The organism is Nonomuraea sp. CA-141351 (assembly GCF_050944675.1).
Classification (GTDB): domain Bacteria; phylum Actinomycetota; class Actinomycetes; order Streptosporangiales; family Streptosporangiaceae; genus Nonomuraea.
On record NZ_CP191982.1, the window covers coordinates 5,881,868 to 5,907,049 of the forward strand.

Below are 25,182 nucleotides of genomic sequence, written 5' to 3' on the forward strand. Positions count from 1 at the left end.
CCGGTACCGGAGGCGGTCGAAGGCGGCGGCCACCGTGAACGCATCGGCATCGAGCACATTACCGAGCCTCCACCCGACAGCCGGCCGCGGCGCCGGTGTCCACGCCTTCGAACAATGCCGCCGCCCGCGCGGCGGTGTCCAAGGCCCAGCGCCCGGTGCTGACCAGCCCCAGGACCAGGACGCCGACCCCCAGTCCGAGCAGCAGCCACCACACGCCGTGCTCCGCGCTGGTGAACGCCGTCCCGCCGCGGCCCACGGCCGGTCCCACGATCGTTCCGGAGATCGCGACGCCCAGGGTGGTGCCGGTCTGCCGGCCGGTGGAGGCCAACGAGGCGGCCACCCCGGCCATCGAGGCGGGCATCCCGGAGACCGCCGAGTTGGTGATCGGCGGGTTGACGGTGCCCAGGGCGACGCCGAACAGCAGATAGATCGCGAGCACGGCCGGCAGCGGAGTGGCCGGCCCGAGCCAGATCGACGCGCCGCCGCCCAGCGCCAGCGCGGCCCCGGAGACCACCAGCGGCAGTCGAGGACCGCGCCCGCCGACCACCCGGCCGGTGAGCGGGGAGAGCACCACGATCAGCACCCCGACCGGCAGCAGGCACAGCCCGGCCGCCAGCGCCGACATGCCACGCACGTCCTGGAGGTACGGGGCGGTCACGAACAGGAACGCGCCGAACCCGCACAGGGCGAACAGCGCCGTCGCGATCGCCGAGCTGAACGGCACACTGCGAAACAGGCGCAACTCCAGCAGCGGGTCGACACGGCGCGGTTCGTAGCCGAGGATGCCCAGCACGCCGAGCACGGAGACGGCGAGCAGGCCGAGAATGACCGGCGAGGTCCAGCCCAACCTGCCGGACTCGATGATCGCGTAGACGACGCTGCCCAGCACCACGATCACCAGTGCCTGGCCCACCGGGTCGAAACGGCGCGCCCGGGCGGCACGAGACTCCGGTACGAACAGCGCGACGCACACGATCGCGGCGGCCACGATCGGCACGTTGACCCAGAAGATGGAGCGCCAGCCGAAGCCGTCGACCAGGGCGCCGCCGAGGATCGGGCCCAGCCCCAGCGACAGGCCGGACATCGCGCCGAACACGCCGATGGCCCTGGCCCGCTCCGCCCGGTCGGGGAACGTGGTGGCGACGATCGCCATCGCCACCGGGTTGAGCATCGTGCCGCCGACGGCCTGCAGCGCACGCGCCGCGATCAGCCAGCCGATACTCGGCGCCAGGCTGCACAGCAGCGAGCCGAGCCCGAACGTGGCCAGGCCGACCTGGAAGATCCGCCGACGGCCGACCCGGTCAGCGGTGGACCCGGCCAGCACCAGGAAACCGGCCAGCACCAGGGTGTACGCGTCGACCGTCCACTGCAGGCCGGACACCGAGGCGTGCAGATCCCCGCGCATCGCCGGCAGCGCGACGTTGACGATGGAGATGTCCATCACCACGACGACGATGCTGGCGCAGCAGATCGCGAGAACCAGGAACCGGCGGCGTCGGCTGAGTTCGGGCACGTCGCGCCGCACAGGCCCGCGCTCGCTCACCGTGGGCTCCGGCCGCATTGAAGCACTCATGACCACGACGCTAGGTCTTGGAGCTTGCTCGAAGTCAAGCAGCGGCCGCTCTGATCGGCCGGCGGTCCACGGCGCTTCGAGGGCCACCGGAACGCCCAACGCCTATCCGCATCAGAGGGATGCCACCCAGGCCGCGGTGTCGTCGGGGTGGCCGAAGCGGAGTGTGCTGAGGGGGGCGAAGCGGGGGTCGCGGGTGCGGCGGTCGATTTCGCGGCGGCGGGTCGCGTGCTGGGACCAGGCCCACCAGGCCGGATGCTCCTTGCTCAGCCAGTCCGCCCAGGTTTCCCTGTTGCCGCCGAAGAGAACCTCGCGGGTGACCGTGCGCCGGAGGGACCGGCGCAGGATCCGGGGCATGATGACGCGTTTGGCGTAGTCGAGCCATATCACGGTGTCGGCCCGGCCCCAGAGCAGGTCACGGACTTCCGGATAGCCGAGCGAGTCGACGATCCAGAGAGGTTCGGCGGTGACTCGTGAGACGTCTTCGGTCAACTTCTCGTTCACGGCCCAATCAGGGCCGGTGAAGTACACCGCGTCCATCTCGTGGTAGGGCAGGTCCAGACGACGGCTCAAGGTCCGGGCGAGCGTGGATTTGCCCGCACCGGTGACACCCACCACCAAGATCCGCTCCATTGGCGCACCCTATATCGGCGACGAACCTGTGCGTACCGCTCATCTACCGCCGCCGGCGGGCCGCGTAATCGATGATCAACGCGGTCGGCCGTGGTCAGCTGACGAGCTGCCAGGGGCGCATCATGTCGTTGTCCTCGTGTTCGAGGATGTGGCAGTGGTGGATGTAGTCGGCCGGGTAGGTGGTGGCGGTGCCGTTGATGCCGGGGATGGGTGGCGCCGGGGTGTAGGTGGCGATGATCCTGGTCACCATCTTCGGCAGGGCGATGAAGCTGTCGCGCCAGCCCCGCTCCTGCGCGGCCGGGGGCATGGGCCGGCCGACGAGATACCTCTTCAGCTCCAGCTTCTTCCCGGGAGGGCGACCCGCCGCCAGCCACCGGCCGTAGTCCCTGGCGTACTCCTCGGCGCGGAACCTCTGCTGGTCGTACAGCTGGAACTGCACGAGATGCACGTGAATGGGATGAGCGTCCCCGGTGGTGTTGATGTACTCCCACACCTCGGTGGCGCCGGCTCGGATGAAGTCGTCCACCGGCTCGAAGAAGAAGCGGCCGTTGATCTGCAGGTGGACGGGGTTGTCGTGCCGGTCGGTGGTCTCGGTGAGGACGCGTTCCCGCCACCTCGTCCGCGCATCCGGCTTGATCGGCTCGAACGGTGGAAGCGCCAGCTGCCCCGGCGGCGTCGTGGGGTCGCGGGTGCTCAGGGGCTCGGTCACCTGGAACCGCATGATCTCGGGGATGGCCGGCCCGCCGCCTCCGCTCGGGTACGGCGTGGCGGCGTCGTTCATGAGCGTGACGCCGCTGCCCAAGGGCACGGCGGCGAAGTCGATGATGATGTCCGCCCGGTCCGCCGGGGCCATCAGCAGGTCCGTGGAACGCAGGGCGTCGCCGCGCAGGCCGCCGCCGATCCCGATGAGCCAGAACGGCAGCCGGGTCCGGCCGTCGCCGAACCACAGGTGGTAGAAGCGCGAGTTGGATCCGTTGAGGACCCGCAGCCGGTAACGGCGTGGCTGGACCTCCAGGAACGGGTAGGCCTTGCCGTTCACGACCGGCGTGTCGCCGAAGAACTCCGGAGACCAGACGGGATGGTAGGAGCTGACTCCCTTGGAGGGGTAGTAGAGGGAGCCGTCCCGGTTGAAGGTACGGTCCTGGACGATCAGGGGGACCTCGAAGCGCCCCTGAGGGAGGCCGAGCGCCTCCTCGGCCTGATCCCGGATCACGTACACCCCGGACAGGCCGGCGTAGTTGTTGAGCCGGGTGAGCTGCATCGCGTGGTCGTGGTACCAGAGCATGGTCGCCTGCTGGCGGTTGCCGTAGGCGAAGATCGCCTCGTTGGGCGCGGCTCCCGGCAGGGAGGCGTACAGGGGGCCGTGCATCCCTTGGGGAGTGAACCAGGCGGCCGGGTTGCCGTCCGACTGCGGCGGGTCCCAGCCTCCGTGCAGGTGGACCACGTTCCATACGGTGACGCCGGCGGGCATGTTCATGTGCCGCCCGCCGGGCGGATCCGGGGATACGCCGGGCAGCTGCCGCCAGAGGGTCTCATCGATCGCCTCGCGCAGCAGATGCGTGGTCGGCAAATGGTTGCGGTAGCGGACGACCGAGGGCCGGTACCGCCGTGCCACCAGGGCCGGCCCGAGGCAGCCGAGCCCGGCGGGCCTGCCTCGGCCGGAGGGATCGGATGCCCAGTACCCCCAGGCGACGGTTTCGCCGAGGTCGGCGTGGAAGCGCCATGGCAGCTGGCGCATGGTCACCTCGTAGTAGTCGGCGTCCGGGTACACCGACGTGTCCGGGACCGCCAAAGGCACACGAGGTAGCCGGTCGACGTACTTGCGCAGACCGCGAGCCGTCGTCGTCCCTGCTTCGCACACTCCGGCACCTGCCGCCGCCGCGGCCAGGCGCATGAACTCCCGTCTGGTGAACCTCACTGTGCCTCCGGGCTGGGTTCATGCGAGCGCGGCCTGCCACGCTCGCCTGCCCGGTCCTCTGCCCCACGCTGGGCGAACCCCGGTCAACGTCCCTCAAAGGCCAGGTCGATATCGAGTCCCTCAGCTTCGAAGAGGCCTCGGCCGTCGGCGTCAACTTCGTCACCGGTTGGCTCGGCGCGGTCGAAACCGCAGAACTGGACAAGGGCGAGACGATCGCCGTGTTCGGCGTTTCCGGCGGAGTCGGCGGGGCGGTCGCGCAGATCGCCCGCGCCCGCGGCGCCCAGGTGATAGGCCTCGACCAGGTCAAACCGGCCTCGGCACCGAGATCAAGAGGCTCACCGGCGGCCGAGGTGTGGACGTGGTCTACGATGCGGTCGGTGGTGTCACGACCGCGTCCGCACTCGCGTCGCTTGCGCACGGCGGCCGACTCGTGGTGATCAGCGCGGTGGGCACACGGACAGTAGAGATCGACCTGTACCGCAAGGAAACCCGGATACTCGGGTGCAACAGCCTGAGGCTCGATGTGGTCGAGTCCGGTGAACGGCTTGCACAGCTGGCCCCATACTTCGAGTCCGGTCAATTCCGTCCACTGCCGATCGCCCGCCGCTACAGCATCGAGGAGGGCAGGGACGCCTACCTGGCGGTGGCGCACCGAACCCGGGGCCGCGTCGTCATCTGCCCCTGAAACCGACATCTCGACGTGCACTATGGGAACGCCGCCGCCGGGGGTCGGGGCATCGGGCCGTCCTCGATGCCCCAGGTGTCCACGACCGCGGTTCCCGGCTCGTGGCCAGGTCAGTGATCAGCGGATTCCCACCACACCAGATTGGCGGCCGCCTGGGCCACCGGCTCGATGATCTCCCACGCCTCGGCGATCAGCCCGTCGTCCAGCCGCCAGATATCGACGACCGCGATCCCTGGCTCGGCACCCGGAAGCCAGCGCCGCGAGTACATCACGACGTGATCACCGTCGGCCAGCACGTGATGGATCTCGACTCGCATGTCGGCGAGCGGGATGAGCGCGGCGCGTACGGCGGCGAGCCATTCCGCCTTGCTCGACGAGGTCGAATCCGGCCTGTGATGGACGAAGTCATCGCTCAGCAACGGCGCGAGTGCGTCGACGTCGCCCGTCCCGACCAGTTCCGTCAGCGCCCGTTGGACGATGCTCTTGTTCTCTGCAGTCATGGAAGGAGTGTTTCTGCCGCTGCGACGGTTGTCGATGAACTCCGATTTCATGGCGCCCCGCTCCACGAGGAGTAGCATCGGCGGTCATGCACACGGTCGGGGAGCTCTTGCGGCAATGGCGGCATCGCCGGCGACTCAGCCAACTCGATCTCGCGATCGCTGCCGACGTCTCGGCTCGTCACGTCAGCCTGGTGGAGACCGGCAAGTCCAACCCGAGCGCCGACATGGTCCTGCGGCTCGCGGATCAGCTCGATGTGCCGTTGCGTGAGCGCAACCGGCTGTTGCTCGCCGCCGGCTTCGCACCCCGCTACGCCGAGCGGCCGCTCGACGAGGACGCGCTGTCGGCGGCCTGGGACGCGATCGAGAGAGTGCTCCGCGCACACGAGCCGTACCCGGCGCTGGTCCTCGATCGCCGATGGAACATCGTCATGACCAATCGCGCCATCGACCCGTTCCTCGCCGAGGTTGCCCCCGACCTGCTCCGGCCGCCGATCAACATGGTGCGGCTGGGACTGGACCCGCGCGGGCTCGCTCCTCGGATCGTCAATCTGGCCGAGGTGCGTGCGGTGCTCCGTACCCGAATCGCGCGTCAGCTTGCCGCTGCTCCCGACTCCGAGCTCACCGCGCTCTACGAGGAGTTTCTGGCGCCCGGCTCCGAGGACGCGAGCCACCCGATCGAGTCCGAGGTCGTGATCCCGATGATCTTTCGCTTCGGCGAACGAGAACTGCGGCTGTTCTCGACGACCACCACGTTCGGCACCCCGATGGACATCACACTGGACGAGGTCGCGATCGAGTCGTACTACCCGACGGACGCGGAGAGCGCCGCCTACTTCACGAAGTCCGACGCTGACGCTCGAGCCGGCACGTCGCCACCTGCCCCCTGATCAGCGAGGGGTCGAGCACACGTTCGTCTCCGCGTGGAAGGCCTTGCCCCCGCGAGTCTGGCGAGCGCCCCGCGGGTGCCTCACACGTTGGCAATCGAACCGTTCGACAGCGGCGGCTGGGTCGGCGAGTTCCGTCATTCGCAAAATCCAATGGTGATCTGCCGAATACCTGTAAAGATGTTGATCGCTTCCTCGGACCTGGGTCAGCCGGTGGGCTCGTCCGTGGCTGACGGGCCGGTCCGGGTGGGGGTGACGTCGTCGAGTCGGCTTCCTGTCCGTACGCTGCACAGCACGTCCTTGATCGCGGCGATGACCAGTTGGGGATCGTCGTCGTGAATGTAATGACCGGCTCGATCGGCGATGACATGCCGGCTGTTGGCTGACAGGTGGGCCAAGGCTGCGTTGAGGCGGTGCCAGCGGCGCCAATCCTCGGGGACCGTGTCACTGTTGCCCGGGCTGCGGGTCAGCACAACGAGAGGCCTGTCGCCCAGTTCCCCCTTGTGCAGGGGCTGGTCGGCCATCGTCAACCGCTTCAGAGCTCGGTGCTCGCGCATGATCGACCGCCGGTCGGCGCCATTACGGATTTCCCGGGAAACAGCGATGAGGAAAGGCAGGGTCACTGCCTCGAAAAACCTGGCACGCCAGGGAAGGCAGTCGCGAAGAATCTGTGCCTGGCCTTCGGTGCTGGAGTCGACCAGCACCATGCCGGCGACTTCCGTGTCATAGAGCCCGGCGAACGCTCTGACATACACGCCGCCGGCCGAGTGGCCGACCAGTACGACGGGGCGAGCGATGCCTGCCGCATCCAGAACCTCGTGGAGATTACGGGCGATATCGTCTGGCGCTCGGTTGTCCAGCGCCCTGCTGCTGGAACCGTAGGCCGCTCGGTCATAGGTCACCACCGTCGTCTCCTCGGCCAGGGCCTCGGCAACCCCCCGCCAAGACTCCGCGTCTCCGCCGAACGCAGGCTCAATGATCACAGCCGGTTCTCCACTGCCGAACAGGGTGACACTGATGCGATGCGGCCCGGCCTCGACCTGAGCGGCCCGACTACTCATCTCTGCCCCCGAAAGGCCGACGATACGTCATGTTTTGTGATCGTAAGTCGCCCTGTCGTCAACTGTCAAAGATATCTTTGACATATGCGAATCACCGATCCGCGGGCCATGCGGGCCCTGGCGCACCCGCTGCGGCTAGACCTGATCGACCTGCTCGGACGGATCGGCCCAGCGACGGCCACCACCTGCGCCAAACACCTGGACACCTCCCAGGCATCGTGCTCCTTCCACCTCCGCCAACTGGCCAAGTACGGCTACGTCACCGAGGCCGAGCCCTCAGGAGACAAACGGGAACGGCTGTGGCAGCTGACCGACCACGAGCAGAAATGGTCTGTCGCGGAAGGCGGTGCGGCGGCGGTCGAGCTGGAGCGGGTGTTCATCGAGAGGGAGGCCGCCCGCATGGCCGCATGGGCCGAAACCCGGATCTCCGCTGCGAAGGCCTGGCACGAGGCGGCATTCGTCTCAGGAGTCAGCGTCCCCCTGACCCCTGAGGAGCTCGACGCGATCGGCAAGGACCTCACGAGGCTGCTCGAGCCGTACATGGCCCGACTGTCAGATCCGTCGCTCACCCCCGAAGGCGCCCAGTCCGCGCGGATCTTTCTCCATGGCGCCCCCCATGCACCTCTTGATACGTGACTCGCGCTTTCGCCGGCTGCTGATTGGGGACGCCGCCTCCAGCTTCGGCGACAGCGCGTTATTCCTGCTCCGGCGCCGACAGCGGGACACCCCGGCCACCGTGTGATTGACGTCCAGCACCATGTGGACGGCTGTCAACCGTGCAACATGGCTCGTTCTCACCCCGCCGCATGTCGACCACGATGTAGATCGACGTCTCCTCACCGCCCAGGCCGCGGTTCCAGGGAGGCATGTCGGCTTCCAGCAAGTTGCGCTCGAGCCACGCGGCCTCGTGCACCGAGTCGCACGCTACCGCCTCCACTCGGGCGACTCGGGCGACCATCTCCGCCAGGTGCAGGCGATCGCGCAGGTCACCCCAGTAAGACCGCACCCGGCTCCGAAGGTCGGTGGCGCGCCCCAGGTAAAGGATCTGGCCGCGCCGGTCGCGGAACCGATAGACGCCAGCCTCGTGAGGCAGCCGAGCAGCCGAGGATCTAGCCGGCACCCGGCCGAGTCAAACATCGGCCGCCAAGAGTGTCAACGATCGTAACGCCGTATCACTTGCCGGCTGTTCGTGGCCACGCAGCGCGTCCTCTGCGGAGACCGCCGGGCGTACTACGTCGGAGGAGATCGTCCCCGCCGACAGCCCGCCGCCGCCCGGGCCAGCACGTCGGTCGCCAGTGCCTCCGTGGTGTCCCGGAGCACCATCCTCCAGACGCACACCCCGAGCGAACTACTCGGCCGTGTCAGCGCCGCTGAACAGATCGTCGGGCAAGCCGGGCCGACATCGGCAACATGCGCGGGGGCCTAGTCGCGGACGCTACCTCTGGGACAACAGCCCTGATCAGCGGCGGTTTGCTATGCCTCGGCGCCGTCGCCGTGGTCGGAGCCATCACGCCGCAACTGCGCTGGTCGTCCGCAGTGTCCACTCCTCATACAGCCTCAACCAGCCCATAAGCCTCTGGTCCGGGCGGACCCGGACCCCTCGGCATCCTCGTCAACCAGCACGTCTGAGAACAGCGGCCGGCGGATACAGCGTGTAGCCCTGGCCTGGTGGTTGCGGTCATGTGCCGGGGTTCGGCGGGGTGGGCTGCGGCCGCTGCGGGCTTGCCTGCTCGGCGGGGGCGGCCAGGGGCAGCCGCATGATGAAGCTGGTGCCGCCGATCGCAGCCTGCTGGACGTGCAGGGTGCCGTGGTGGGCGGTGGCGATGTCGCGGGCGATGGCCAGGCCCAGGCCGGTGCCTCCGCGGTCGCGGCTGCGGGCCTCATCGAGGCGGACGAACCGCTGGAAGATCCGTTCCTGGTCGGCCGGTGGCACTCCGCCACCGTCGTCGCTCACCGTCAGTTCGGCGTGCGATCCTGAGCGGCGCAGCCCTACCCGTACCTGACTGGTGGCGTGCCGTTGTGCGTTGTCCAGCAGGTTCGTCAGCACCCGGGCGATCTGCCCCGGCACGGCGTCGACGACGACCCGCTCTGGCAGGTCCAAGACCGCCGGGTGGCGATCGTCACGCCGGCCTGTCTCGGTGCGGACCACGCTGGTCAGATCGACCTTCTGGATGGCCTGGGGCGCGGTGGCACCCAGCCGGGCGAGCAGGAGCAGGTCGGTCATGATGCCCTGGACCCGATCCAGATCGTCCAGCGCGTGCCGGACCAGGTCGGGCAGGTCGGTGTCGAGGGGATGCATCTGGGCGTCCTCCAGGCGCACGCGCAGGCCGGCCAGCGGGGTGCGCAGTTCGTGCGAGGCGTCGGAGGCGAACTGGCGCTGCCGCTGAAGCGCTTGTTCGGTGGAGGCTTTGGCCTCCTCGAGCCGTCCGAGTGTGTGGTTGATCGTGCGTACCAGTTGTGCGACCTCACCGCGGCAGGAGGGGTACGGGATGCGGGTGCTCAGGTCGCTGACGTTGATCGCGGCCAACTGCGCGCGCAGGAGCTGGATGGGGCCCAGCGTGCGCCCGGTCAGCCTCCACGTCGCCGCGGTGGCCAGGAGGATCAGCAGCCCGATCTGGGCGGTCCAGCACAGACGGAAGACCCGGGACGACGCCATGGGCGAGACCATCCGGCCGGCGTAGACCACCGGGGAAGCAGGGGACGGTGAAACCCGGACGGCGGCCAGGCGCAGACACCCTCGGCCGGTGCCCGTGGCGCACACCTCGACGTCGGCCTGGGGCTGGGCGGGCGAGGGCCACACCTGGCTCAGGGGTCCTCGCCCGCGTGCCGCGGGCGAGGCGGCGATGACACGCTGATCGGCGCCCACGACCTGGATCAGGTCGATGCCGGGTATGTGTGGCTCGATGGTGCCGGCCAGATTCCGGATCCGGGCCGCGGTGGCGGTGAGCCCGGCCTGGTCGCGGGCTCCTGACCGGTCGGGGGCGGCCGAAGCGTGCGCGGCGGCCGATGCCCCCACCATGCCGAGCGGCACCAGCAGGGCGAACGCCGTGCCCATGGCCATGGCGGTGAGCCGGATCCGCGTCGAGCCGAGGCTGATCCGCCGCAGCGGCAAGCCCGGTCTCATGGTGTCACCTCGCCGCTCGTCAGGCCGCCAGGGGCGCCACGTGGGTGCGCAAGCCCGCTGATCAGCGCCGCCGAGAGGGGTGCGGGGGTGGTGTCCCGCCGGTGGCGGTATTCCTCCTCGTCGATCTCGTCGTGCGCGAGCATGACGAGCAACTGCTGCTCCTGCGGCGAGCAAGCCCGCTCCAGGGCTGACGTCCGCCGGTGCAGGAACACCCCGGCCAGCGCCGCCGCGATAGCCGCACAGAACAAGAGCTCGCTGACGATCAAGGACATGGTTCTCCTCCATCGGGTGCTGGATCATGCCGACTGAATAGTATTGAATGATACTGTCGCGAATGATACCGTCGTAGACGTAATGAAGCTAGGCACGTTGAGCAGATGGGGAGGTAGGCGATCTTGGACGTCTATGAGGCGGTGAGAAGTCGACGGGCGGTGCGCGGATTCACTGATCGACCTGTCCCGAAGGAGGTGCTGGAGCGCGTCCTGTCCGCCGCGGCCTGGGCGCCGTCCGGATCGAACGTCCAGCCGTGGCACGCCTACGTGCTGACCGGCGGGCCGCTGGCCGAGGTCAAGAAGCGCGCCGGCGAGCGCCTGGCCGCAGGCGACCCTTGGGACGAGCGGGAGTACGAGATGTACCCGTCCGCATTGAAGTCCCCGTACCGCGAGCGCCGATTCGCCTTCGGTGAGGAGCACTACGGCGCACTCGGTGTTTCGCGTGAGGACTTGGAGGCGCGCCAGCGGGCCGCTGCCGCGAACTGGGACTGTTACGGCGCGCCCGCCGCCCTGTTCTGCTACATCGACCGCGACATGGGCCTGCCCCAATGGGCCGACGTCGGCATGTTTCTGCAGACTGTCATGCTGCTGCTCCGCGCCGAAGGGCTGCACAGTTGCACGCAGATGGCGTGGGCGAAGTATCGCAAGACCGTCGCGGAGGTCCTGTCGCCCCCGGACGAGCTCATCCTCTTCTGCGGCATGTCGATCGGGTTCGAGGACGTCACGGTGGGTTACGCCCGTACGGGCCGGGCGCCGCTCGACGAGACGGTCACGTTCGTCGAGAGTTAGGCCGCTGGAGAAGGACCATGAAGACCGAAGGAGTCGTCGTCATCACCGGAGGCATCGGAGCTCTCCTGCCCGGACGTTTCCCGCGCAACGGCTACACCGTCATCGCCACCGCTGTCAGCGACGAGGCGCCGAAGGCATCGGCCGGCTGGGCTGGCCGGCACTCTGAGCGGCGCACCATCGCCGCCGACATCTCCTCCGAGGTGGACAACGCCGCGTGCCACTTACCGGTGCAGCCGTTCGCCCGCCCGTGACCTGGGCGGCTTGCTCGGCTCTTCCGACACCGACTTTCATCCCCGGCCAGACCGTCAATTTTGACGATGGCAAGTTCATGCCTTGAGAGGAAATGCAATGACTTACACCGTTGGCTACATCGTCGGGAGCCTGTCCCTGAAATCGATCAACAGGAGGCTCGCTCTGGCCTTGAGCCGTCTCGCGCCGCCGGAACTCCGCCTCACGGAGATCCCCATCAGCGAGTTGCCCCTGTACAGCCACGACCACGACGCGAGCTACCCCGCCGTGGCCCAGGAGTTCAAGGACGCGATCAAAGCCTCCGACGCCCTCCTGTTCATCACCCCGGAGTACAACCGGTCCATCCCGGGCGCGCTGAAGAACGCCATCGACTGGGCGACCCGGCCCTATGGATCCAACGTGCTGGACGGCAAGCCGGCCGCGATCATTGGAGCCTCACCCGGCCCGATCTCCACCGCGGTCGCACAGCAGCACCTCAAGACCATCCTGTCCTTCACCAACTCCCCGGTGCTGGGTAAGCCCGAGGCCTACATCCAGTTCACCAAGGAATTGATTGACGACGAAGGCGACATCCAGGTGCCGTCCACCGCCGAGTTCCTGACCGGATACCTGCGGGCCTTTACGGCGCACATCCGGCGCCACCACCACGACATCCCGGACCTGTAGACCGCCGGGGCGCGATGGCAGGTGGAGTGGTGACGGTCCCGCGACCATCGACCAGTCCGCCTGCCACGCGTCCAGGAGCTATCCGTGACAATGCCTGGGTAGAGCACGTCGCGGCCACCGGGCACATTCTCGTGGTGACGCCCTCGGCAAACCCGTGCTGCATCGGGTAGAACGGCTCGATCCCCGTCGGCGACGAAGCCCTGACCGCGCGGGCGCTTACGCCTCACCGCCTGCGGGATAGACAAACCGGCTCAACAGATCCGCCAGCAGCTCGGGCTCGCCGGGCTGCAGTTCGGCTGCCAGACGCTTGGCCACCGGCTCCGCCGCCACATGGGCCGCGTCGAAAAGCTCGAGGCCCTGAGGCGTGATCTCCACTGCCCGCACCCGCCGGTCCCCCGGAACGGTCTTGCGTACGGCCAGCCCCTTGTGCTCCAGGTCGTCCACGACCCGCATGATTCCCGCCTTGTCCGATCCCGTCGCCGCCGCCAAGTCCCGCTGCACCGTGGGCCCGCGGTCGACCAGCACGATCAGCACGGCAAAATGCCGCAACTCGATGCCGAGCGGGCGAAGCGCCTCCGTCGTCACCGCGGCCACGCGCCAGTGCGCCCGGCGCAACAGCAAGCCGAGAGCGAAAGGCGAGGCATCCCCGGGGCGGTCGGTCGCACGCGAGGCGGTGGTTCCGTGGGGAACGTCGGCGGTCATGAGTCCATATTATCAGCCATCCGTTTCATTCGAAACGGTATCATTTGAAATTAAATACACCGGTGGCTCCCGCAGCCCAGCATCCCCGAGAAGGCACGGATCACGCGCTGGACCCCGACCGGCCATGTGGAGTCCGCTCGATCATTTGCCCAGTGGTGTAGGTCCGCAGCTCTGGCGCTGCCCATGTGATCGCCGCCACGGTTGCCGTGGTGAGCAGCCCGCCAGCGCAGATCACTGTTCGGGCATCGAGGATCGATGTGGCGGCCCCGTGTAGAAGGTTCGCGATGTGCGGACCCCCGAAGAGGACGACGGTGAGCGATCCCTGGATCCGGCCGCGCATGGCGTCATGGGTGTGTGCCTGGGTGATGGCGTTGCGGAAGGTGCTCAGCACGAAGTTGACCGCGCCGCCGAGGACGAGCGTTGCCAGTGCGATCCACAGCTGTGCCGCCAGTCCGAGGACGACGACGGTGATGCCCCACGCGGCGGCGGCCGCGGCCATGAGCGCACCGTGGCGTCGGGCGCGGGTGAACGTGCCGGACAACAGGCCGGCCATGACGACCCCGGCCGGATAGGCGGCATAGAGCAATCCCGACTCCAGGCCGCCTCCCGCACGTCCGCCGTAGGTGTGTTGGGCGAGTTCCGGGAACAGGGCTGTCGGCATGCCGAAGACCATCGCCGTGAGGTCCACCGCGAGCACCGCCACCAGCAGCCGGCTGGCCGCCAAGTACCGGAAACTGGCCAGTACCTGGCCGATCGTGGGGCGACGCGTGGCGGGCGGATCGTTCGACGGTCCGTCCGGGTGAGGGTGGGGCGGCAGCGGTGGCAGCTTGACGACGGCCCGCACGACGGCCAGCAGTGCGACGGCGTCGAACAGGTACAGCGCGCCGAGCCCGACAACCGGTATCAACGCGCCGGCCAGTACCGGTCCCAGGATCGACCCGGCGTAGCGGGTCAGAGAGCTGAGGCTGTTCGCTGCCGGGAGGAGCTCGATCGGGACAAGCCGAGGCACCACTGCGCCCATCGTGGTCATGATCGCCCCGAGGGTCAGCCCCTGGCAGGCGACCAACATCATCAAGACGGGAACGGAGCGCCCGCCCAGCACGGCGTGGGTCCACAAGGCCGCGTACGTGAACGCGAGGCCGCAGTGGGCCGCCAGCAACACTCTCCGCCGGTCCATGACGTCGGCGAGGGCGCCGGTCAGTAGCGCCGCCACGACCAGCGCGATGAACGACACCGCCCCCGCAGCGCCCACGGTCGCAGAGGAGCCGGTCACCGTGAACAGCTGCGTCGGTACAGCGACCACGCTGAACGAGCCGCCCACCGCGCAGACCCCCGATGCCACCCACAGCCGCCGGTAGGCCGCGATGGCCAGCGGGCGGCGGTCAACCGTGTACGCGCCGAGCGACCGCGCTGTTGACGTGATCACTGTCCGGTGCCACCGGAAGCGGCCGCGGCCGGTGTCTCCAGGCTCACCACGTCGGCGACGACGCAGGAGATGTTGTCGGGGGCGCCTGCGGCGTACGCCCGCGTGACCAGTTCGTCGAGTACTTGCTGGGGGGCGCCCGGCCCGGTCAGTACCTCGCGCAGTGATGCGGCCGGTACGACGGTGGACAGCCCGTCGGAGCACAGCAGGTACCGGTCACCGGCCACGGCCCCGTGCAGCGACAGTTCCGGCTCGACCCCGCCCGTACCGGTCAGCGCTTGTGCGAGCAGCGAGCGTTGCGGATGCGAGGCCGCTTCCTCCGCGGTCAGCCGGCCCTCGTCGACCAGCGCCTGCACGTAAGTGTGGTCATGGGTGATCTGAAACAGCTCACCGTCACGTACGAGGTACGCCCGGGTGTCGCCGATGTGCACCAGCGCCAGCCGGGAACCCGACCACAGCAGTGCGGTGAGCGTGGTCACCGCCTCACCCGACGGTGTTGACGCGGCGATTTCCCCGATGGCCCGGTCGGCTTCACCGACCGCGTCGGCGAGGGCGCCGAGCAGATCCTCAGCCGACGCGGCCATGGTCTCCAGCGGTTTGAGCGCGTCGATGGCCGCCGCGCTCGCGAGGTCCCCGCCCGAGCCACGGACCCCGTCGGCGACCGCCAGCAACCGGGGGCCGGCGTACGCGGAGTCCTCATTGCTCGTGCGCCCCAGTCCCGACTCCGACCGGGCGGCGTAACGGATCCCGAGTAGGGTCGCCGTCTCTTCCACGGTGCTTCCTCTTCCCGACAGATAGTCGACGAGGAAAGTGGCCAACTGCCCGCGGGCGGCGGTTTCGGCCAGCACCTGTTCCCAGTAGCCGGCGATCTCTTCGGCCGCTGCGGGTGCCGGGAGGTCGCACACCCGCCGGATACGCGCCAACGGCATACCCAGCCGCCGCAACCAGGCGATCAACCGGGCCCGCTCCAGTTGCGTCGGATCGTAGAACCGGTATCCGGACTCGCCGTCCACCGCGGCCGGCCGCAGCAACCCGAGTTCGTCATACAGCCGCAACGCCTTCGGCGACAGTCGCGCGGCGCGGGCGAATGCCCCGATCGTCAGCAGCCGCACCACTCCTCCTCGTCCCGGCCACCGTGGCCGGTGCCGACGATGCTGCTGCTTCACCCAGGGGGAAGGTCAACACAGCGGCGTGGTCCGAGCCCGGTCGACGGGTTCCCCGCTCGGGAAGGCTACCCGGCCACGACCCTGGCGGTGATCCGCCTGATCCGCCTGATCGCCAGGAGCCGAGCGGAGTGCCGTTATTTCATTGCACCCGGGATGCCGCACATGTCAGTGTCAAACCTGCTGGACGGTGATTACGGTGCAGGTGATGTGAAATGAGGTATGCGGGGCTCGCGCTCGCGTTCGTGTCCTCCTGGTGTTTCGCGTTTTCGGGGCCGATGGCCAAATACCTCATCACCGCCGGGCTGACGCCGATCGAGGCCGTGTGGGCGCGGATGGCGGGGGCGGGGCTGTTACTGGTGGCCGTGCTGGCCCTGATCAGGCCGCGGGCGTTGCGGATCTCCCGCTCCAGGTTGCCGTTCTTCGGGCTGTACGCGGTCATGGCAGTGGCCGGGGTGCAGTCGCTGTACTTCGTCGCGATCACGCGGTTGCCTGTGGGGGTCGCGTTGCTGCTGGTGTACATGGCGCCGGTGATGGTGGTGGCGTGGGTGCGGCTCGTACGGAAGGTACGGCTCGCGCGGACCGCGTATGTCGGGGCGGTCGTCGCGGTCGTGGGCCTCGGGATCGTCGTCGAGGCGTGGCAGGAGGTACGGCTGGACGCGCTGGGCCTGGTGCTGGGGTTGCTGGCCGGGGCATGCTCGGCCGGATATTTCCTGATGAACGATAGCTTCGGGGACGACGTGGACCCGCTCGGGCTCATCGCCTGGGGGATGACGGGGGCGGCCGTCGTGCTGATCCCGTTCGCGCGGCCCTGGGACATCCCGTGGGACGCGTTCACGGTGTCCGCCGCGCCCGCCGCGGGTGGCCGGACGTTGCCTGTGCTGGTGGCGTACCTGTGGATGGTGCTGGTCGCGACCGTGGTGGCGTACATCATCGGGGTGAACGCCGTGCGGCGGCTCTCGGCCGGCGTGGGTGCCACCGTGGCGTCGCTGGAGGTCATCGGCGGGGCGGTGGTGGCCTGGGGGCTGGTCGGGGAGACGCTCGGCGTGTTCCAGATCGTGGGCGGGCTGATCGTGTTGTCCGGCGCGCTCCTCGCCCAGACCGCCACCGGCTCCGCCCCCCTGCCGTCCAGCCGTCGCGGTCTTCGGCTCGGTTCTGGGCGGTCAGGCGCAAAGCTGTGAGTGACCGCGAGTTCCTGGACGGCTCGGGCCGCTACAGGTTCGAGCTGGCCGCGCTCAGGGTGAGCGTGGTTGCCGTATTGAACCGTTCTCGGTTGCCTTGGACATGGCTCCGGCGATTGCTGCCAGTTCGGGGATGAACCGGCTGGGGTCGGGCAGACGCGACCGGACGTCGTCCTGCTCAGTCGTCGTGGGCGTGGACATGGCGAGGTCTTCCCTTCTCAGTCTCATCAGAGCTGGTTACTCCCGCTGGCCGGGTTGGTAGTCGCCGGCGGGCTGCTGGGTGATGACGTTCAAGCGGTTTCAGGCGCTCATGAGGGCGATGAGGGACACCAGGGCGGTGAGGCAGAGGCGAGTCCGACACGACCTTGCTCGCCGAGACGATGTACTTCACGACCTTTGCCACGACCGGACGGCACCCATCCGCTGCCGGGGCGTCATCGACCGATTCCGCCCCCGCAGCGCCCATCTGACCGCTACGCAGACGACATGCTTGCCGGTGGTGCGTACCCCTACTCCCGTGGGTGTCCACAGCTTCCCGGAGAGAGATCAGTTCTCGCGTGTCCAGGCAGGCGTGATCCGCACCTCACGGAGGCGCCAGCCCGCCCGCGTCCGTACGACGGTGGAGGCCAGTCGCAGGCCGCCTGTGAAATGGGGTGCCTGGCTGTCGCGGTAGTAGTACACGATCGAGTTCGCCGAGGCGGCCGCCTGGTCGCCGTCGACGTCCACCAGCAGGTCAGTGGTCGTGTGCTGGGCCTGCTGCCCCTCGACCTCCCCCTGTCGCATGAAGCCGACGACCTTGTCGATGCCGCGGAGTTCGCCCCCGCGCGGCGAGTGCACCGCCACATCGTCGGCGAAGACGGTGCCTGCATCCTCCCACCGCTTCTGGTCGAGCAGGAGCGCGAAGCGGGTGAACAGGTCGGCGATCTCAATTCGGTCGGCGATCAGAGTATCCGTGGACATGGCAATGACATCCTTTCGTTGGCGTCTCCAACATTGGCGCGACCCACTATACACAGATTCATTGGCTGCGCCAACGATGTAGTGGAAGAGACGCCCGCACGCCTGGCCGCGCTGGACGAGTTCGGGGTGGCCAGTCAGGCCGAGCTCGGTCGCCGGTGCAACATGGACCGCAGCGACGTCGTGGCGGCGATCAACGAACTCGCCGAGCAGGGCTTCGTCGAGCGCACGCCGGACCCGGATGACCGAAGGCGCAACCTGGTGACCCTCACCACGGCGGGTGATCGGCAACTGCGACGCATGGACGGAGCGCTCGACAAGGTGCAGGACGACCTACTCGGACCGCTTCCAGCCGAGGACAGGCCCACCTTGACCCACCTGCTCACTCAACTGCTCACGCACCACCAACGAGGGCAAGCGTCGCCGCTGTTGCTCAAGCCCCGAGGCGACCGTGCAATGCGCGCTGATCCCCGTCGTGTGGACGCTCCGGAGCTTCGGGGGCCCATCGGGTGATGCGGGCTCACCGGCCACCGGTGAAGGGCGCCTCGCCCTCCTTGAGCGCGCGGAAGCGCAGCGCCGACCACACCTCGTCCACCGCCACCTGCCCGTTGGGACGCAGCCCGTACTCGCCCACGATCGGCCACAGTGTGTCCCGGTTGATGTCCGCCTTGTTCCCCTTCGGGTAGGCGACCCACACGATCGGCGGCTCGGTGACCTGGTCGCGGTGCCGGTCCAGGATCTGCCGGGCCGAGGCGGAGTCGGCGGCGAAGATGAGCGCCACGTCGGCCTCCTTGAGGTCCTCGACGTGGCGCGCGCCCTCGGGCAACGCCCCGACCAGCGGCAGGTGGGCGGCGTCGGAGATCCACACCTTGGACTCCGGCTTGATGAGCAGCTTGGTCGCGACGGTCTTCGACATGACGTTGTTCAGCTCCTTGCTCGGTGGGATGTCTCCACCCTCCCACCGACAAATAAAATTGTCAACGGCGGCCTCACGACTCCAGAAAGTGCAGCACGGCCAGCACCCGGCGGCTGTAGCCGGTCGTGTGCGACAGCCGCAGCTTGTCGAACAGGGAGTTCACGTGCTTTTCCACCGCGCTCTGCGACACGTGCAGAGCCTGGGCGATCGAGGCGTTGGTCAGCCCCTGCGCCATCAGCTCCAGCACCTCCCTCTCCCGTGCCGTCAGCCGCGCCAGGGGGTCCACCTGCGTGGTGCGAGCCAGCAGCTGGCGCACCACCTCCGGATCGAACGCCGCCCCGCCCGCGCCCACCCGCTCCAGCGCGTCCAGGAAGTCGCCCACCTGCGCCACCCGGTCCTTGAGCAGGTAGCCGACGCCCTCGACGTCCGCGCTCATCAGCTCCGTGGCATACCGCTTCTCCACGTACTGCGACAGGACCAGCACCTTGACCTCGCTCCAGCGCCGCCTGATCTCCAGCGCCGCCCGCAGGCCCTCGTCGGTGTGGGTCGGCGGCATGCGTACGTCCACCACCACGACGTCCGGCAGGTGCTCGGCCACCGCAGCCACCAGCGCGTCCCCGTCGCTGACCGCGGCCGGAACCTCGTGGCCCTCCTCCAGCAGCAGCCGCACCAGGCCCTCCCGCAACAGCGTGGAGTCCTCGGCCAGGATCACCCGCACGGCAGCACCGCCGTGATCGTCGTCGGCCCGCCCGCCGGGCTGCTCAGCTCGAACGTGCCGTCCAGCGCCGCCACCCGCCTGGCCAGCCCGGACAGGCCGCCGCCGATCGCCTGCGCGCCGCCCGTGCCGTCGTCTCGCACCCGTACGATCACCGCGGCGTCCTCCTCGTGCACCTCGACCGTGATGAGCGTGGCGCCGGCGTGCTTGGCGGCGTTGGTGACGGCCTCGCACACCACGAAGTACGCCGCCGTCTCCACCGCCATGGGCGGCCGACGCCGCAGGTCGCAGGCTACCCGCACCGGAACGCTCGAACGTTCGGCCACCCCCGCCAGGGCCTCCCCCAGGCCCAGGGAGTCCAGGCCGCTCGGATAGACGCGCCAGGCCACCTCGCGCAGCTCGGCCAGCGCCTGCTGGGCCTCCTGGTGTGCCTGCCCCAGCAGTTCGGGACGGCCCCGCCCGGCGCGGCCGATCAGCATCGACAACGCGACCAGGCGCTGCTGCAGCCCGTCGTGCAGGTCGCGCTCGATGCGGCGGCGCTCGGAGTCGACGGCGGCCACGATCCCGGCCCGGCTCTCGGCCAGCTCGGCGATCCTGCGCTCCAGCGCCCGCGTCGGGTCGGGGCCCAGCATCCGCAGCGCCAGCCGCCGCTCCAGCGCGTGCACCCCGACCACGCCCGACAGGTCGAGGAACAGCAGCACGACCCCGGCCACCACCATGTAGGCGACCAGCGGGATCGACGGCCGCATCCCGTCGAACGCCTCGCCGCGCCCCCACGCCGCGAGGATGAGGACCGCCGCGCCGACCCCGTACACGAGCAATGTGATCACCAGCCCGCCCAGGACGCCCACCGGGACGCGGGCGGCCAGGTAGGGCACCGGCCCGCCCTCCTGCAGGGCGCCGGGGTCCAGGCGCAGGCGGCGGGCTTCGAAGCGGGCCAGCCGCCGGGCCGCCGCGCCGACGTTCGGATGGCTCAGGAACGGCAGCGCCAGCAGCATGAACACCAGCTCGAGCGGCGCGGTGACGGCGCCCAGCGCCACCGCGCCCAGCAGCCGCAGGCCCTCAACGGCGAGTCGCATGCCTGCCCCTGCGCCGCTCGGCCAGCCGCACGCCGACGAACACCACGATCGCCAGCGCCACCAGCGCGATCACCACGTTGGTCCCGACGCCCACGTAAGTCTCCACCAGCGACCAGTTGTCGCCCAGCACGTAGCCGGCCATCACGAAGATCGTGTTCCAGATGAGACTGCCGGCGGTCGTCAGCAGCGTGAACGTCACCAGCGGCATCCGCTCCACGCCCGCCGGGATCGAGATCAGGCTGCGGAAGATGGGGATCATCCGGCCGAAGAACACCGTCTTGCGCCCGTGCTTGCGGAACCACGCCTCGGTCTTCTCGATGTCGGACGGCTTGACCAGGGGGAGCTTGGCGGCGATGGCCAGCGTGCGCTCGCGGCCCAGCAGCGCCCCCACCCAGTACAGCGCCAGCGCCCCGATGACCGAGCCCAGCGTCGTGCACACCAGCACGTCCAGCAGGTCCATCTCGCCCCTGCCTGCGGTGAAGCCCGACAGGGGCAGGATCACCTCGCTGGGCAGGGGCGGGAACAGGTTCTCCAGCGCGATCGCGATCCCCGCCCCGGGTGCTCCGAGGCTCTCCATCAGTCCAACCAGCCAATCAGTCATGGGGTCAAGGCTAGGGATGATCGGGTATGCCGGGAATGAGGCGGGCTTCTGATCGGAGGGTGTGGGAAACCGCACCCCAGCGTACCGTACACTGTACGGCCGTGACCTCGATGACGGATCTGGTACGGCACTCGGCAGTTTTCCAACCCGGCGACCCGCCCAGGTCCGGGCATATGGTCTTCCTCGACCCGGACGGGCCGTCCGCGGTGACGGTGGCCGAGCCGCACGAGGGCACCCGGCAGGTCGCGGCCAGGCTCATCCCGGTGGGCGAGGCGGTGGCGGCGCTGGCCAGGGCACGCATGGACCCGCGGGCCCACCCGGCGGCCCGCTTCTGGGGCGCGGTCGCGCTGGTGGCCCTCCAGCTCGTCACCCGGGGCCGCATCCTGCCGGGGGTGACGGCGGGCGATCACGACTCGTGGCGCGCCGGGCCGTTGGACGCCGCCGACGTCCAGCGCATCCGCGAGCTGGCCGCCTCCATGCCCGCCTCCGCCCGCGCCACCCCCCTCCCCGTCGATGGGTCCTTCACCCCCGGCACCGCAGGTGGCAACCCGAGCGCGACTTCGTGGGACGTCCTGGCTCCTGCCCACGATGACCGCCCCACCTCCGCATCCGACGGCCGCGACGGGGGCGGCGAGCGCCCGGGAGAGGTGTGGTTGCCCGAGGCGGAGCCGCTCGTGCGGGCGTTCCTCGACGCGGTCGCCGACGCCATGCCGCGCTCCCCCGGCGCCGTGCGGGCCACCGGCCTGACCGCCTACGCCGCCGCCAAGCCCGTCAAGGTGCCGCACCTGCGCCCCTGGGCAGAGGAGGTGGCGGCCGGGCTCGACTCCGGCGTACGGCTGTCGCTGCGCCTGGAGGCCGACGACCTGGCCGCCGCCGAGTTCCGCGCCGTCGCCCAGCTGCACAGCCTGGCCGACCCCTCGCTCGTCGTCGACGCCGCGGACCTGTGGCGCGGTCATGACCCGGGCTTCGGCCCCCGCGCCAGGATCGAGGCCACCCTGGCCGTGCGCCGTGCCGCCCGTACCTGGCCCCGCCTGGAGCGCCTGCTCGACAGCGCCGTGCCCGACGACCTCACCCTCACCGACGGCGACGTCGAAGACCTCCTGGCCGGAGCCGCCGAGCGCCTGGCCGCCGCCGGAGTCGAGGTGCACTGGCCCAAGGCCCTCGTACGCGGCCTGAGCGCCCGCGCCGTCATCGGCGAACGCGACAGCAAGCCCTCCGACCTGCCGTCGTTCCTCGGCGGGCACCACCTGACCAGCTTCGACTGGCAGCTCGCCCTCGGCGGCGAGCGCCTGACCGCCGCCGAGATGGACGCCCTGGCCGAGGCGCACCGCCCCGTCGTACGGCTGCGCGACCAGTGGATCCTCATCGACCCCGACCTGGCCCGCAAGGCCCGCCAGCGCGACCTCAAGCCCCTGACCGGCATCGAGGCCCTCAGTGCCGCCCTGACCGGCACGGCCGAGGTCGACGGCGAGCAGGTCGCCGTCGATCCCACCGCCTGGCTGCATGAGCTGCGCGAACGCCTGTCCGAGCCCGCCGACGCCGGCCCGCCCGACGGGCTGGCCGCCACGTTGCGCGACTACCAGCTGGCCGGGCTGGGCTGGCTGGCCCGACTCACGTCGCTCGGGCTGGGCGGCTGCCTGGCCGACGACATGGGCCTGGGCAAGACGATCACGCTGATCGCCCTGCACCTGCACCGCGCCGACGCCGTCGCCGGCACCGGGCCGACGCTCGTGGTGTGCCCGGCCTCGCTGCTGGGCAACTGGGAGCGGGAGATCGCCAGGTTCGCGCCCGGCGTGCCCGTGCGCCGCTTCCACGGGGCGAGCCGCACGCTGGCCGAGGAGGGCTTCGTGCTGACCACGTACGGCACCATGCGCATGGACGCGGCCCGCCTGGCCGCACACCCGTGGGGCCTGCTGGTGGCCGACGAGGCCCAGCACGTGAAGAACCCCGCCTCCGGCACCGCCAAGGCGCTGCGGGAGATCCCCGCCGCCGCCCGCGTCGCGCTGACCGGCACCCCCGTCGAGAACAACCTGTCGGAGCTGTGGGCCATCCTTGACTGGACCACGCCGGGGCTGCTGGGCCCGCTGGCCAGGTTCAGGGCACGGTGGGCCAAACCAGTCGAATCCGGTGACAACAAGGCGGCCGAACGCCTGTCGCGGCTGGTCGGGCCGTTCCTGCTGCGCCGCCGCAAGAGCGACCCCGGCATCGCGCCCGAGCTGCCGCCCAAGACCGAGACCGACCGTCCCGTCCCGCTCACCACCGAACAGGCCGGCCTGTACGAGGCGGTCGTACGCGAGATCATGGCCCGGATCGCCGACGCCCGCGGCATGGCCAGGCGCGGCCTCATCGTCAAGCTCCTGACCGGGCTCAAGCAGATCTGCAACCACCCCGCCCAGTACCTGCACGAGACCGAGCCGCGCCTGACCGGCCGCTCGGGCAAGCTGGAACTGCTGGACGAGCTCGTCGACACCATCGTCGCCGAGGACGGCGCGGTGCTGGTCTTCACCCAGTACGTCACCATGGCCCGTCTCCTGGAACGGCACCTGACCTCCAGGGGCGTGAGCACCCAGCTCCTGCACGGCGGCACCCCGGTCGCCCGCCGCGAGGAGATGGTCGCGCGCTTCCAGGACGGCCGGGCCCCGGTGTTCCTGCTGTCGCTCAAGGCCGCCGGCACCGGCCTGAACCTCACCCGCGCCGACCACGTCATCCACTACGACCGCTGGTGGAACCCGGCCGTCGAGGACCAGGCCACCGACCGCGCCTACCGCATCGGCCAGACCCGGCCCGTCCAGGTGCATCGCCTGATCACCGAGGGCACGATCGAGGACCGCATCGCCGAGATGCTCGCCGCCAAGCGGGCGCTCGCCGAGGCCGTGCTCGCCTCCGGGGAAGCCGCCCTCACCGAGCTGACCGACGCCGAACTCGCCGCTCTCGTGGAGCTGAGATGACCGCCGCACGTGGATTCCCCTCTTTCCCCCCGCAGCGCGCCGGCGCCCGCTTCGCCACCTCCTGGTGGGGGCGCGCCTGGGTCAAGGCCATGGAGGACACCTCGCTCGACCAGGTCCTGCTGCGCAAGGGCCGCGCGTACGCCAAGGCCGGCCAGATCGGCCCCATCACCGTCAGCCCCGGGCGCATCGCCGCCGTCACCGAGAGCGAGTACGACACCGTCGTGCGCGTCGAGCAGCTCACCGACGCCGCCTGGGAACGCTTCCTCGACCAGGTCGCCGCCAAGAGCGGCCACATCGCCGCCCTGCTCGACCGCGACATGCCCCACGACCTGGTCGAAGCCGCCGAGGACGCCGCCGTGCCGCTGCTGCCCGCCGTCGGCGACCTCGAGCCCGAGTGCTCCTGCCCCGACTGGGGCCACCCTTGTAAGCACGCCGCCGCCCTGTGCTACCAGGCATCGTGGCTGCTGGACGCGGACCCGTTCGTGCTGCTGCTGATGCGCGGGCGAGGCGAGCGCGAGCTGGTCGAGGCACTCCAGCGCCGCGACGCTCCCGGCGACGAGACAGCCGCCGAACAGGCGGCCGGCGGTGTGCCGGCGGCTGAGGCGTTCGCGGCAGACGTGTCACCGCTGCCCGAGCCCCCGCCGCTCGAGGTCGCCTTCGCCCCGCCCGCCCTGGATCCGCCCGCGGACCGTACGCCCGGCATGGACGTGGCCGCGCTGCGGGTGCTGGCCGCCTCGGCCGCCTCCCGGGCGCGCGAGCTGCTGCTGCACGGGCGCCTGCCGGAGCTCACCGAGTATCAGGACCGGATACGCCTGGCCGCCGAACACGATCTCGACCTCGGACTCGAGGCGGCCGTGCAGGCATGGAGGTACGGCGGCACGCACGGCCTCGACGTGCACGAGAGCGCCTGGACGCCGCCCCGCCGGGACCTGGCCAGAGCGCAGGCCCTGCTGGAGGCGGGCTGGGAGGGCGAGCGCCCGCCGCAGGTCGAGGCGTGGCGCAACCGCTGGACCCTCGGCGCCCTGCAACTGCGCTACGGCCGGGACGGCCGCTGGTACCCCTTCACCCAGCGCGACGGCGTATGGTGGCCCGCCGGCCCGCCCGAGCGCGACCCCGCGGCGCTCGTCAGCGGATAGACCTCCCGGG

General features: G+C 69.9%; 27 protein-coding genes. 11 read left to right on the forward strand and 16 right to left on the reverse strand.

What is annotated here, in order from left to right; genetic code table 11:
• Positions 1 to 58: 58 nt before the first annotated feature.
• From ACQPWU_RS27975 to ACQPWU_RS27985, 3 genes are all read right to left on the reverse strand, one after another.
• A complete protein-coding gene (locus tag ACQPWU_RS27975; RefSeq protein WP_433444693.1) occupies positions 59 to 1,573 on the reverse strand; it encodes an MFS transporter in 1,515 nt (504 codons plus the stop codon).
• Between the two features lie 111 nt (positions 1,574 to 1,684).
• Complete coding sequence (locus ACQPWU_RS27980) at positions 1,685 to 2,203, reverse strand: hypothetical protein (protein ID WP_433444694.1); 519 nt, start codon at positions 2,201 to 2,203, stop codon at positions 1,685 to 1,687.
• A gap of 94 nt (positions 2,204 to 2,297) precedes the next feature.
• Positions 2,298 to 4,121, reverse strand: a complete 1,824-nt coding sequence (locus ACQPWU_RS27985) for a multicopper oxidase family protein (protein ID WP_433444695.1) — start codon at positions 4,119 to 4,121, stop codon at positions 2,298 to 2,300.
• A 20-nt stretch (positions 4,122 to 4,141) separates the two neighbouring features.
• Between ACQPWU_RS27985 and ACQPWU_RS27990 the strand changes: the two genes are divergently transcribed.
• Together ACQPWU_RS27990 and ACQPWU_RS27995 are read left to right on the forward strand one after the other, a co-directional pair.
• The gene (locus tag ACQPWU_RS27990) at positions 4,142 to 4,558 is read left to right on the forward strand and encodes a hypothetical protein (protein WP_433445620.1); all 417 of its coding nucleotides are present in this window, start codon (positions 4,142 to 4,144) and stop codon (positions 4,556 to 4,558) included.
• Entirely contained in the window at positions 4,480 to 4,806 is a 327-nt protein-coding gene (locus tag ACQPWU_RS27995) for a zinc-binding dehydrogenase (RefSeq protein ID WP_433444696.1), read from the forward strand. Before ACQPWU_RS27990 ends, ACQPWU_RS27995 begins: the two co-directional genes overlap by 79 nt.
• A gap of 110 nt (positions 4,807 to 4,916) precedes the next feature.
• Here ACQPWU_RS27995 and ACQPWU_RS28000 read toward each other — a convergent pair whose 3' ends face one another.
• Complete coding sequence (locus tag ACQPWU_RS28000; protein WP_433444697.1) at positions 4,917 to 5,357, reverse strand: nuclear transport factor 2 family protein; 441 nt, start codon at positions 5,355 to 5,357, stop codon at positions 4,917 to 4,919.
• 35 nt (positions 5,358 to 5,392) lie between these two features.
• On the opposite strand from ACQPWU_RS28000, the gene ACQPWU_RS28005 reads away from it, so the two are divergent.
• On the forward strand, positions 5,393 to 6,193 hold the full coding sequence (locus tag ACQPWU_RS28005) for a helix-turn-helix domain-containing protein (protein WP_433444698.1): 801 nt from the start codon (positions 5,393 to 5,395) through the stop codon (positions 6,191 to 6,193).
• 203 nt (positions 6,194 to 6,396) lie between these two features.
• Here ACQPWU_RS28005 and ACQPWU_RS28010 read toward each other — a convergent pair whose 3' ends face one another.
• Positions 6,397 to 7,251 (reverse strand): alpha/beta fold hydrolase, encoded by an 855-nt coding sequence (locus tag ACQPWU_RS28010; RefSeq protein ID WP_433444699.1) that lies wholly within the window; start codon positions 7,249 to 7,251, stop codon positions 6,397 to 6,399.
• 84 nt (positions 7,252 to 7,335) lie between these two features.
• On the opposite strand from ACQPWU_RS28010, the gene ACQPWU_RS28015 reads away from it, so the two are divergent.
• Positions 7,336 to 7,887, forward strand: coding sequence for an ArsR/SmtB family transcription factor (locus tag ACQPWU_RS28015; RefSeq protein WP_433444700.1), 552 nt, complete (start codon positions 7,336 to 7,338; stop codon positions 7,885 to 7,887).
• Between the two features lie 58 nt (positions 7,888 to 7,945).
• Here the strand turns inward: ACQPWU_RS28015 and ACQPWU_RS28020 are convergent, their stop codons facing one another.
• The 3 genes from ACQPWU_RS28020 to ACQPWU_RS28030 form a co-directional block, all read right to left on the reverse strand.
• Positions 7,946 to 8,371, reverse strand: a complete 426-nt coding sequence (locus tag ACQPWU_RS28020; RefSeq protein ID WP_433444701.1) for a nucleotide excision repair endonuclease — start codon at positions 8,369 to 8,371, stop codon at positions 7,946 to 7,948.
• A gap of 558 nt (positions 8,372 to 8,929) precedes the next feature.
• The gene (locus tag ACQPWU_RS28025; protein WP_433444703.1) at positions 8,930 to 10,375 is read right to left on the reverse strand and encodes a HAMP domain-containing sensor histidine kinase; all 1,446 of its coding nucleotides are present in this window, start codon (positions 10,373 to 10,375) and stop codon (positions 8,930 to 8,932) included.
• A complete protein-coding gene (locus ACQPWU_RS28030) occupies positions 10,372 to 10,647 on the reverse strand; it encodes a hypothetical protein (protein ID WP_433444704.1) in 276 nt (91 codons plus the stop codon). Before ACQPWU_RS28030 ends, ACQPWU_RS28025 begins: the two co-directional genes overlap by 4 nt.
• Positions 10,648 to 10,788: 141 nt before the next feature.
• On the opposite strand from ACQPWU_RS28030, the gene ACQPWU_RS28035 reads away from it, so the two are divergent.
• From ACQPWU_RS28035 to ACQPWU_RS28045, 3 genes are all read left to right on the forward strand, one after another.
• Positions 10,789 to 11,436 carry a nitroreductase gene (locus ACQPWU_RS28035; RefSeq protein WP_433444705.1) on the forward strand — a complete coding sequence of 216 codons (648 nt, stop codon included), beginning with the start codon at positions 10,789 to 10,791 and terminating at the stop codon, positions 11,434 to 11,436.
• Positions 11,437 to 11,453: 17 nt separating this feature from the next.
• Positions 11,454 to 11,687, forward strand: a complete 234-nt coding sequence (locus tag ACQPWU_RS28040) for a hypothetical protein (RefSeq protein WP_433444706.1) — start codon at positions 11,454 to 11,456, stop codon at positions 11,685 to 11,687.
• Positions 11,688 to 11,784: 97 nt separating this feature from the next.
• Complete coding sequence (locus ACQPWU_RS28045; RefSeq protein WP_433444707.1) at positions 11,785 to 12,351, forward strand: NADPH-dependent FMN reductase; 567 nt, start codon at positions 11,785 to 11,787, stop codon at positions 12,349 to 12,351.
• Positions 12,352 to 12,567: 216 nt separating this feature from the next.
• On the opposite strand, the gene ACQPWU_RS28050 is transcribed toward ACQPWU_RS28045, so the two are convergent.
• The 3 genes from ACQPWU_RS28050 to ACQPWU_RS28060 form a co-directional block, all read right to left on the reverse strand.
• Positions 12,568 to 13,053, reverse strand: coding sequence for a MarR family winged helix-turn-helix transcriptional regulator (locus ACQPWU_RS28050; protein WP_433444708.1), 486 nt, complete (start codon positions 13,051 to 13,053; stop codon positions 12,568 to 12,570).
• Between the two features lie 100 nt (positions 13,054 to 13,153).
• Positions 13,154 to 14,479 (reverse strand): MFS transporter, encoded by a 1,326-nt coding sequence (locus tag ACQPWU_RS28055; protein ID WP_433444709.1) that lies wholly within the window; start codon positions 14,477 to 14,479, stop codon positions 13,154 to 13,156.
• A complete protein-coding gene (locus ACQPWU_RS28060) occupies positions 14,476 to 15,588 on the reverse strand; it encodes a MerR family transcriptional regulator (protein ID WP_433444710.1) in 1,113 nt (370 codons plus the stop codon). The genes ACQPWU_RS28055 and ACQPWU_RS28060 overlap by 4 nt, the downstream gene beginning before the upstream one ends.
• Before the next feature lie 266 nt (positions 15,589 to 15,854).
• On the opposite strand from ACQPWU_RS28060, the gene ACQPWU_RS28065 reads away from it, so the two are divergent.
• Entirely contained in the window at positions 15,855 to 16,820 is a 966-nt protein-coding gene (locus ACQPWU_RS28065; RefSeq protein ID WP_433444711.1) for an EamA family transporter, read from the forward strand.
• A gap of 546 nt (positions 16,821 to 17,366) precedes the next feature.
• On the opposite strand, the gene ACQPWU_RS28070 is transcribed toward ACQPWU_RS28065, so the two are convergent.
• Positions 17,367 to 17,780, reverse strand: a complete 414-nt coding sequence (locus ACQPWU_RS28070; RefSeq protein ID WP_433444712.1) for a nuclear transport factor 2 family protein — start codon at positions 17,778 to 17,780, stop codon at positions 17,367 to 17,369.
• An 81-nt stretch (positions 17,781 to 17,861) separates the two neighbouring features.
• Between ACQPWU_RS28070 and ACQPWU_RS28075 the strand changes: the two genes are divergently transcribed.
• Complete coding sequence (locus tag ACQPWU_RS28075) at positions 17,862 to 18,290, forward strand: MarR family winged helix-turn-helix transcriptional regulator (RefSeq protein ID WP_433444713.1); 429 nt, start codon at positions 17,862 to 17,864, stop codon at positions 18,288 to 18,290.
• Between the two features lie 7 nt (positions 18,291 to 18,297).
• Here ACQPWU_RS28075 and ACQPWU_RS28080 read toward each other — a convergent pair whose 3' ends face one another.
• The 4 genes from ACQPWU_RS28080 to ACQPWU_RS28095 form a co-directional block, all read right to left on the reverse strand.
• Positions 18,298 to 18,693 carry a hypothetical protein gene (locus ACQPWU_RS28080; RefSeq protein ID WP_433444714.1) on the reverse strand — a complete coding sequence of 132 codons (396 nt, stop codon included), beginning with the start codon at positions 18,691 to 18,693 and terminating at the stop codon, positions 18,298 to 18,300.
• Between the two features lie 73 nt (positions 18,694 to 18,766).
• Positions 18,767 to 19,411 carry a response regulator gene (locus ACQPWU_RS28085; protein ID WP_433444715.1) on the reverse strand — a complete coding sequence of 215 codons (645 nt, stop codon included), beginning with the start codon at positions 19,409 to 19,411 and terminating at the stop codon, positions 18,767 to 18,769.
• Positions 19,402 to 20,487 (reverse strand): sensor histidine kinase, encoded by a 1,086-nt coding sequence (locus tag ACQPWU_RS28090; protein ID WP_433444716.1) that lies wholly within the window; start codon positions 20,485 to 20,487, stop codon positions 19,402 to 19,404. The genes ACQPWU_RS28085 and ACQPWU_RS28090 overlap by 10 nt, the downstream gene beginning before the upstream one ends.
• Positions 20,471 to 21,088 (reverse strand): DedA family protein, encoded by a 618-nt coding sequence (locus ACQPWU_RS28095; protein ID WP_360699011.1) that lies wholly within the window; start codon positions 21,086 to 21,088, stop codon positions 20,471 to 20,473. The genes ACQPWU_RS28090 and ACQPWU_RS28095 overlap by 17 nt, the downstream gene beginning before the upstream one ends.
• Positions 21,089 to 21,198: 110 nt before the next feature.
• Here ACQPWU_RS28095 and ACQPWU_RS28100 point away from each other — a divergent pair, with 110 nt between their 5' ends.
• Positions 21,199 to 24,036 carry a DEAD/DEAH box helicase gene (locus ACQPWU_RS28100; protein WP_433445300.1) on the forward strand — a complete coding sequence of 946 codons (2,838 nt, stop codon included), beginning with the start codon at positions 21,199 to 21,201 and terminating at the stop codon, positions 24,034 to 24,036.
• On the forward strand, positions 24,033 to 25,172 hold the full coding sequence (locus ACQPWU_RS28105; protein WP_433444717.1) for an SWIM zinc finger family protein: 1,140 nt from the start codon (positions 24,033 to 24,035) through the stop codon (positions 25,170 to 25,172). Before ACQPWU_RS28100 ends, ACQPWU_RS28105 begins: the two co-directional genes overlap by 4 nt.
• Positions 25,173 to 25,182 lie beyond the last annotated feature (10 nt).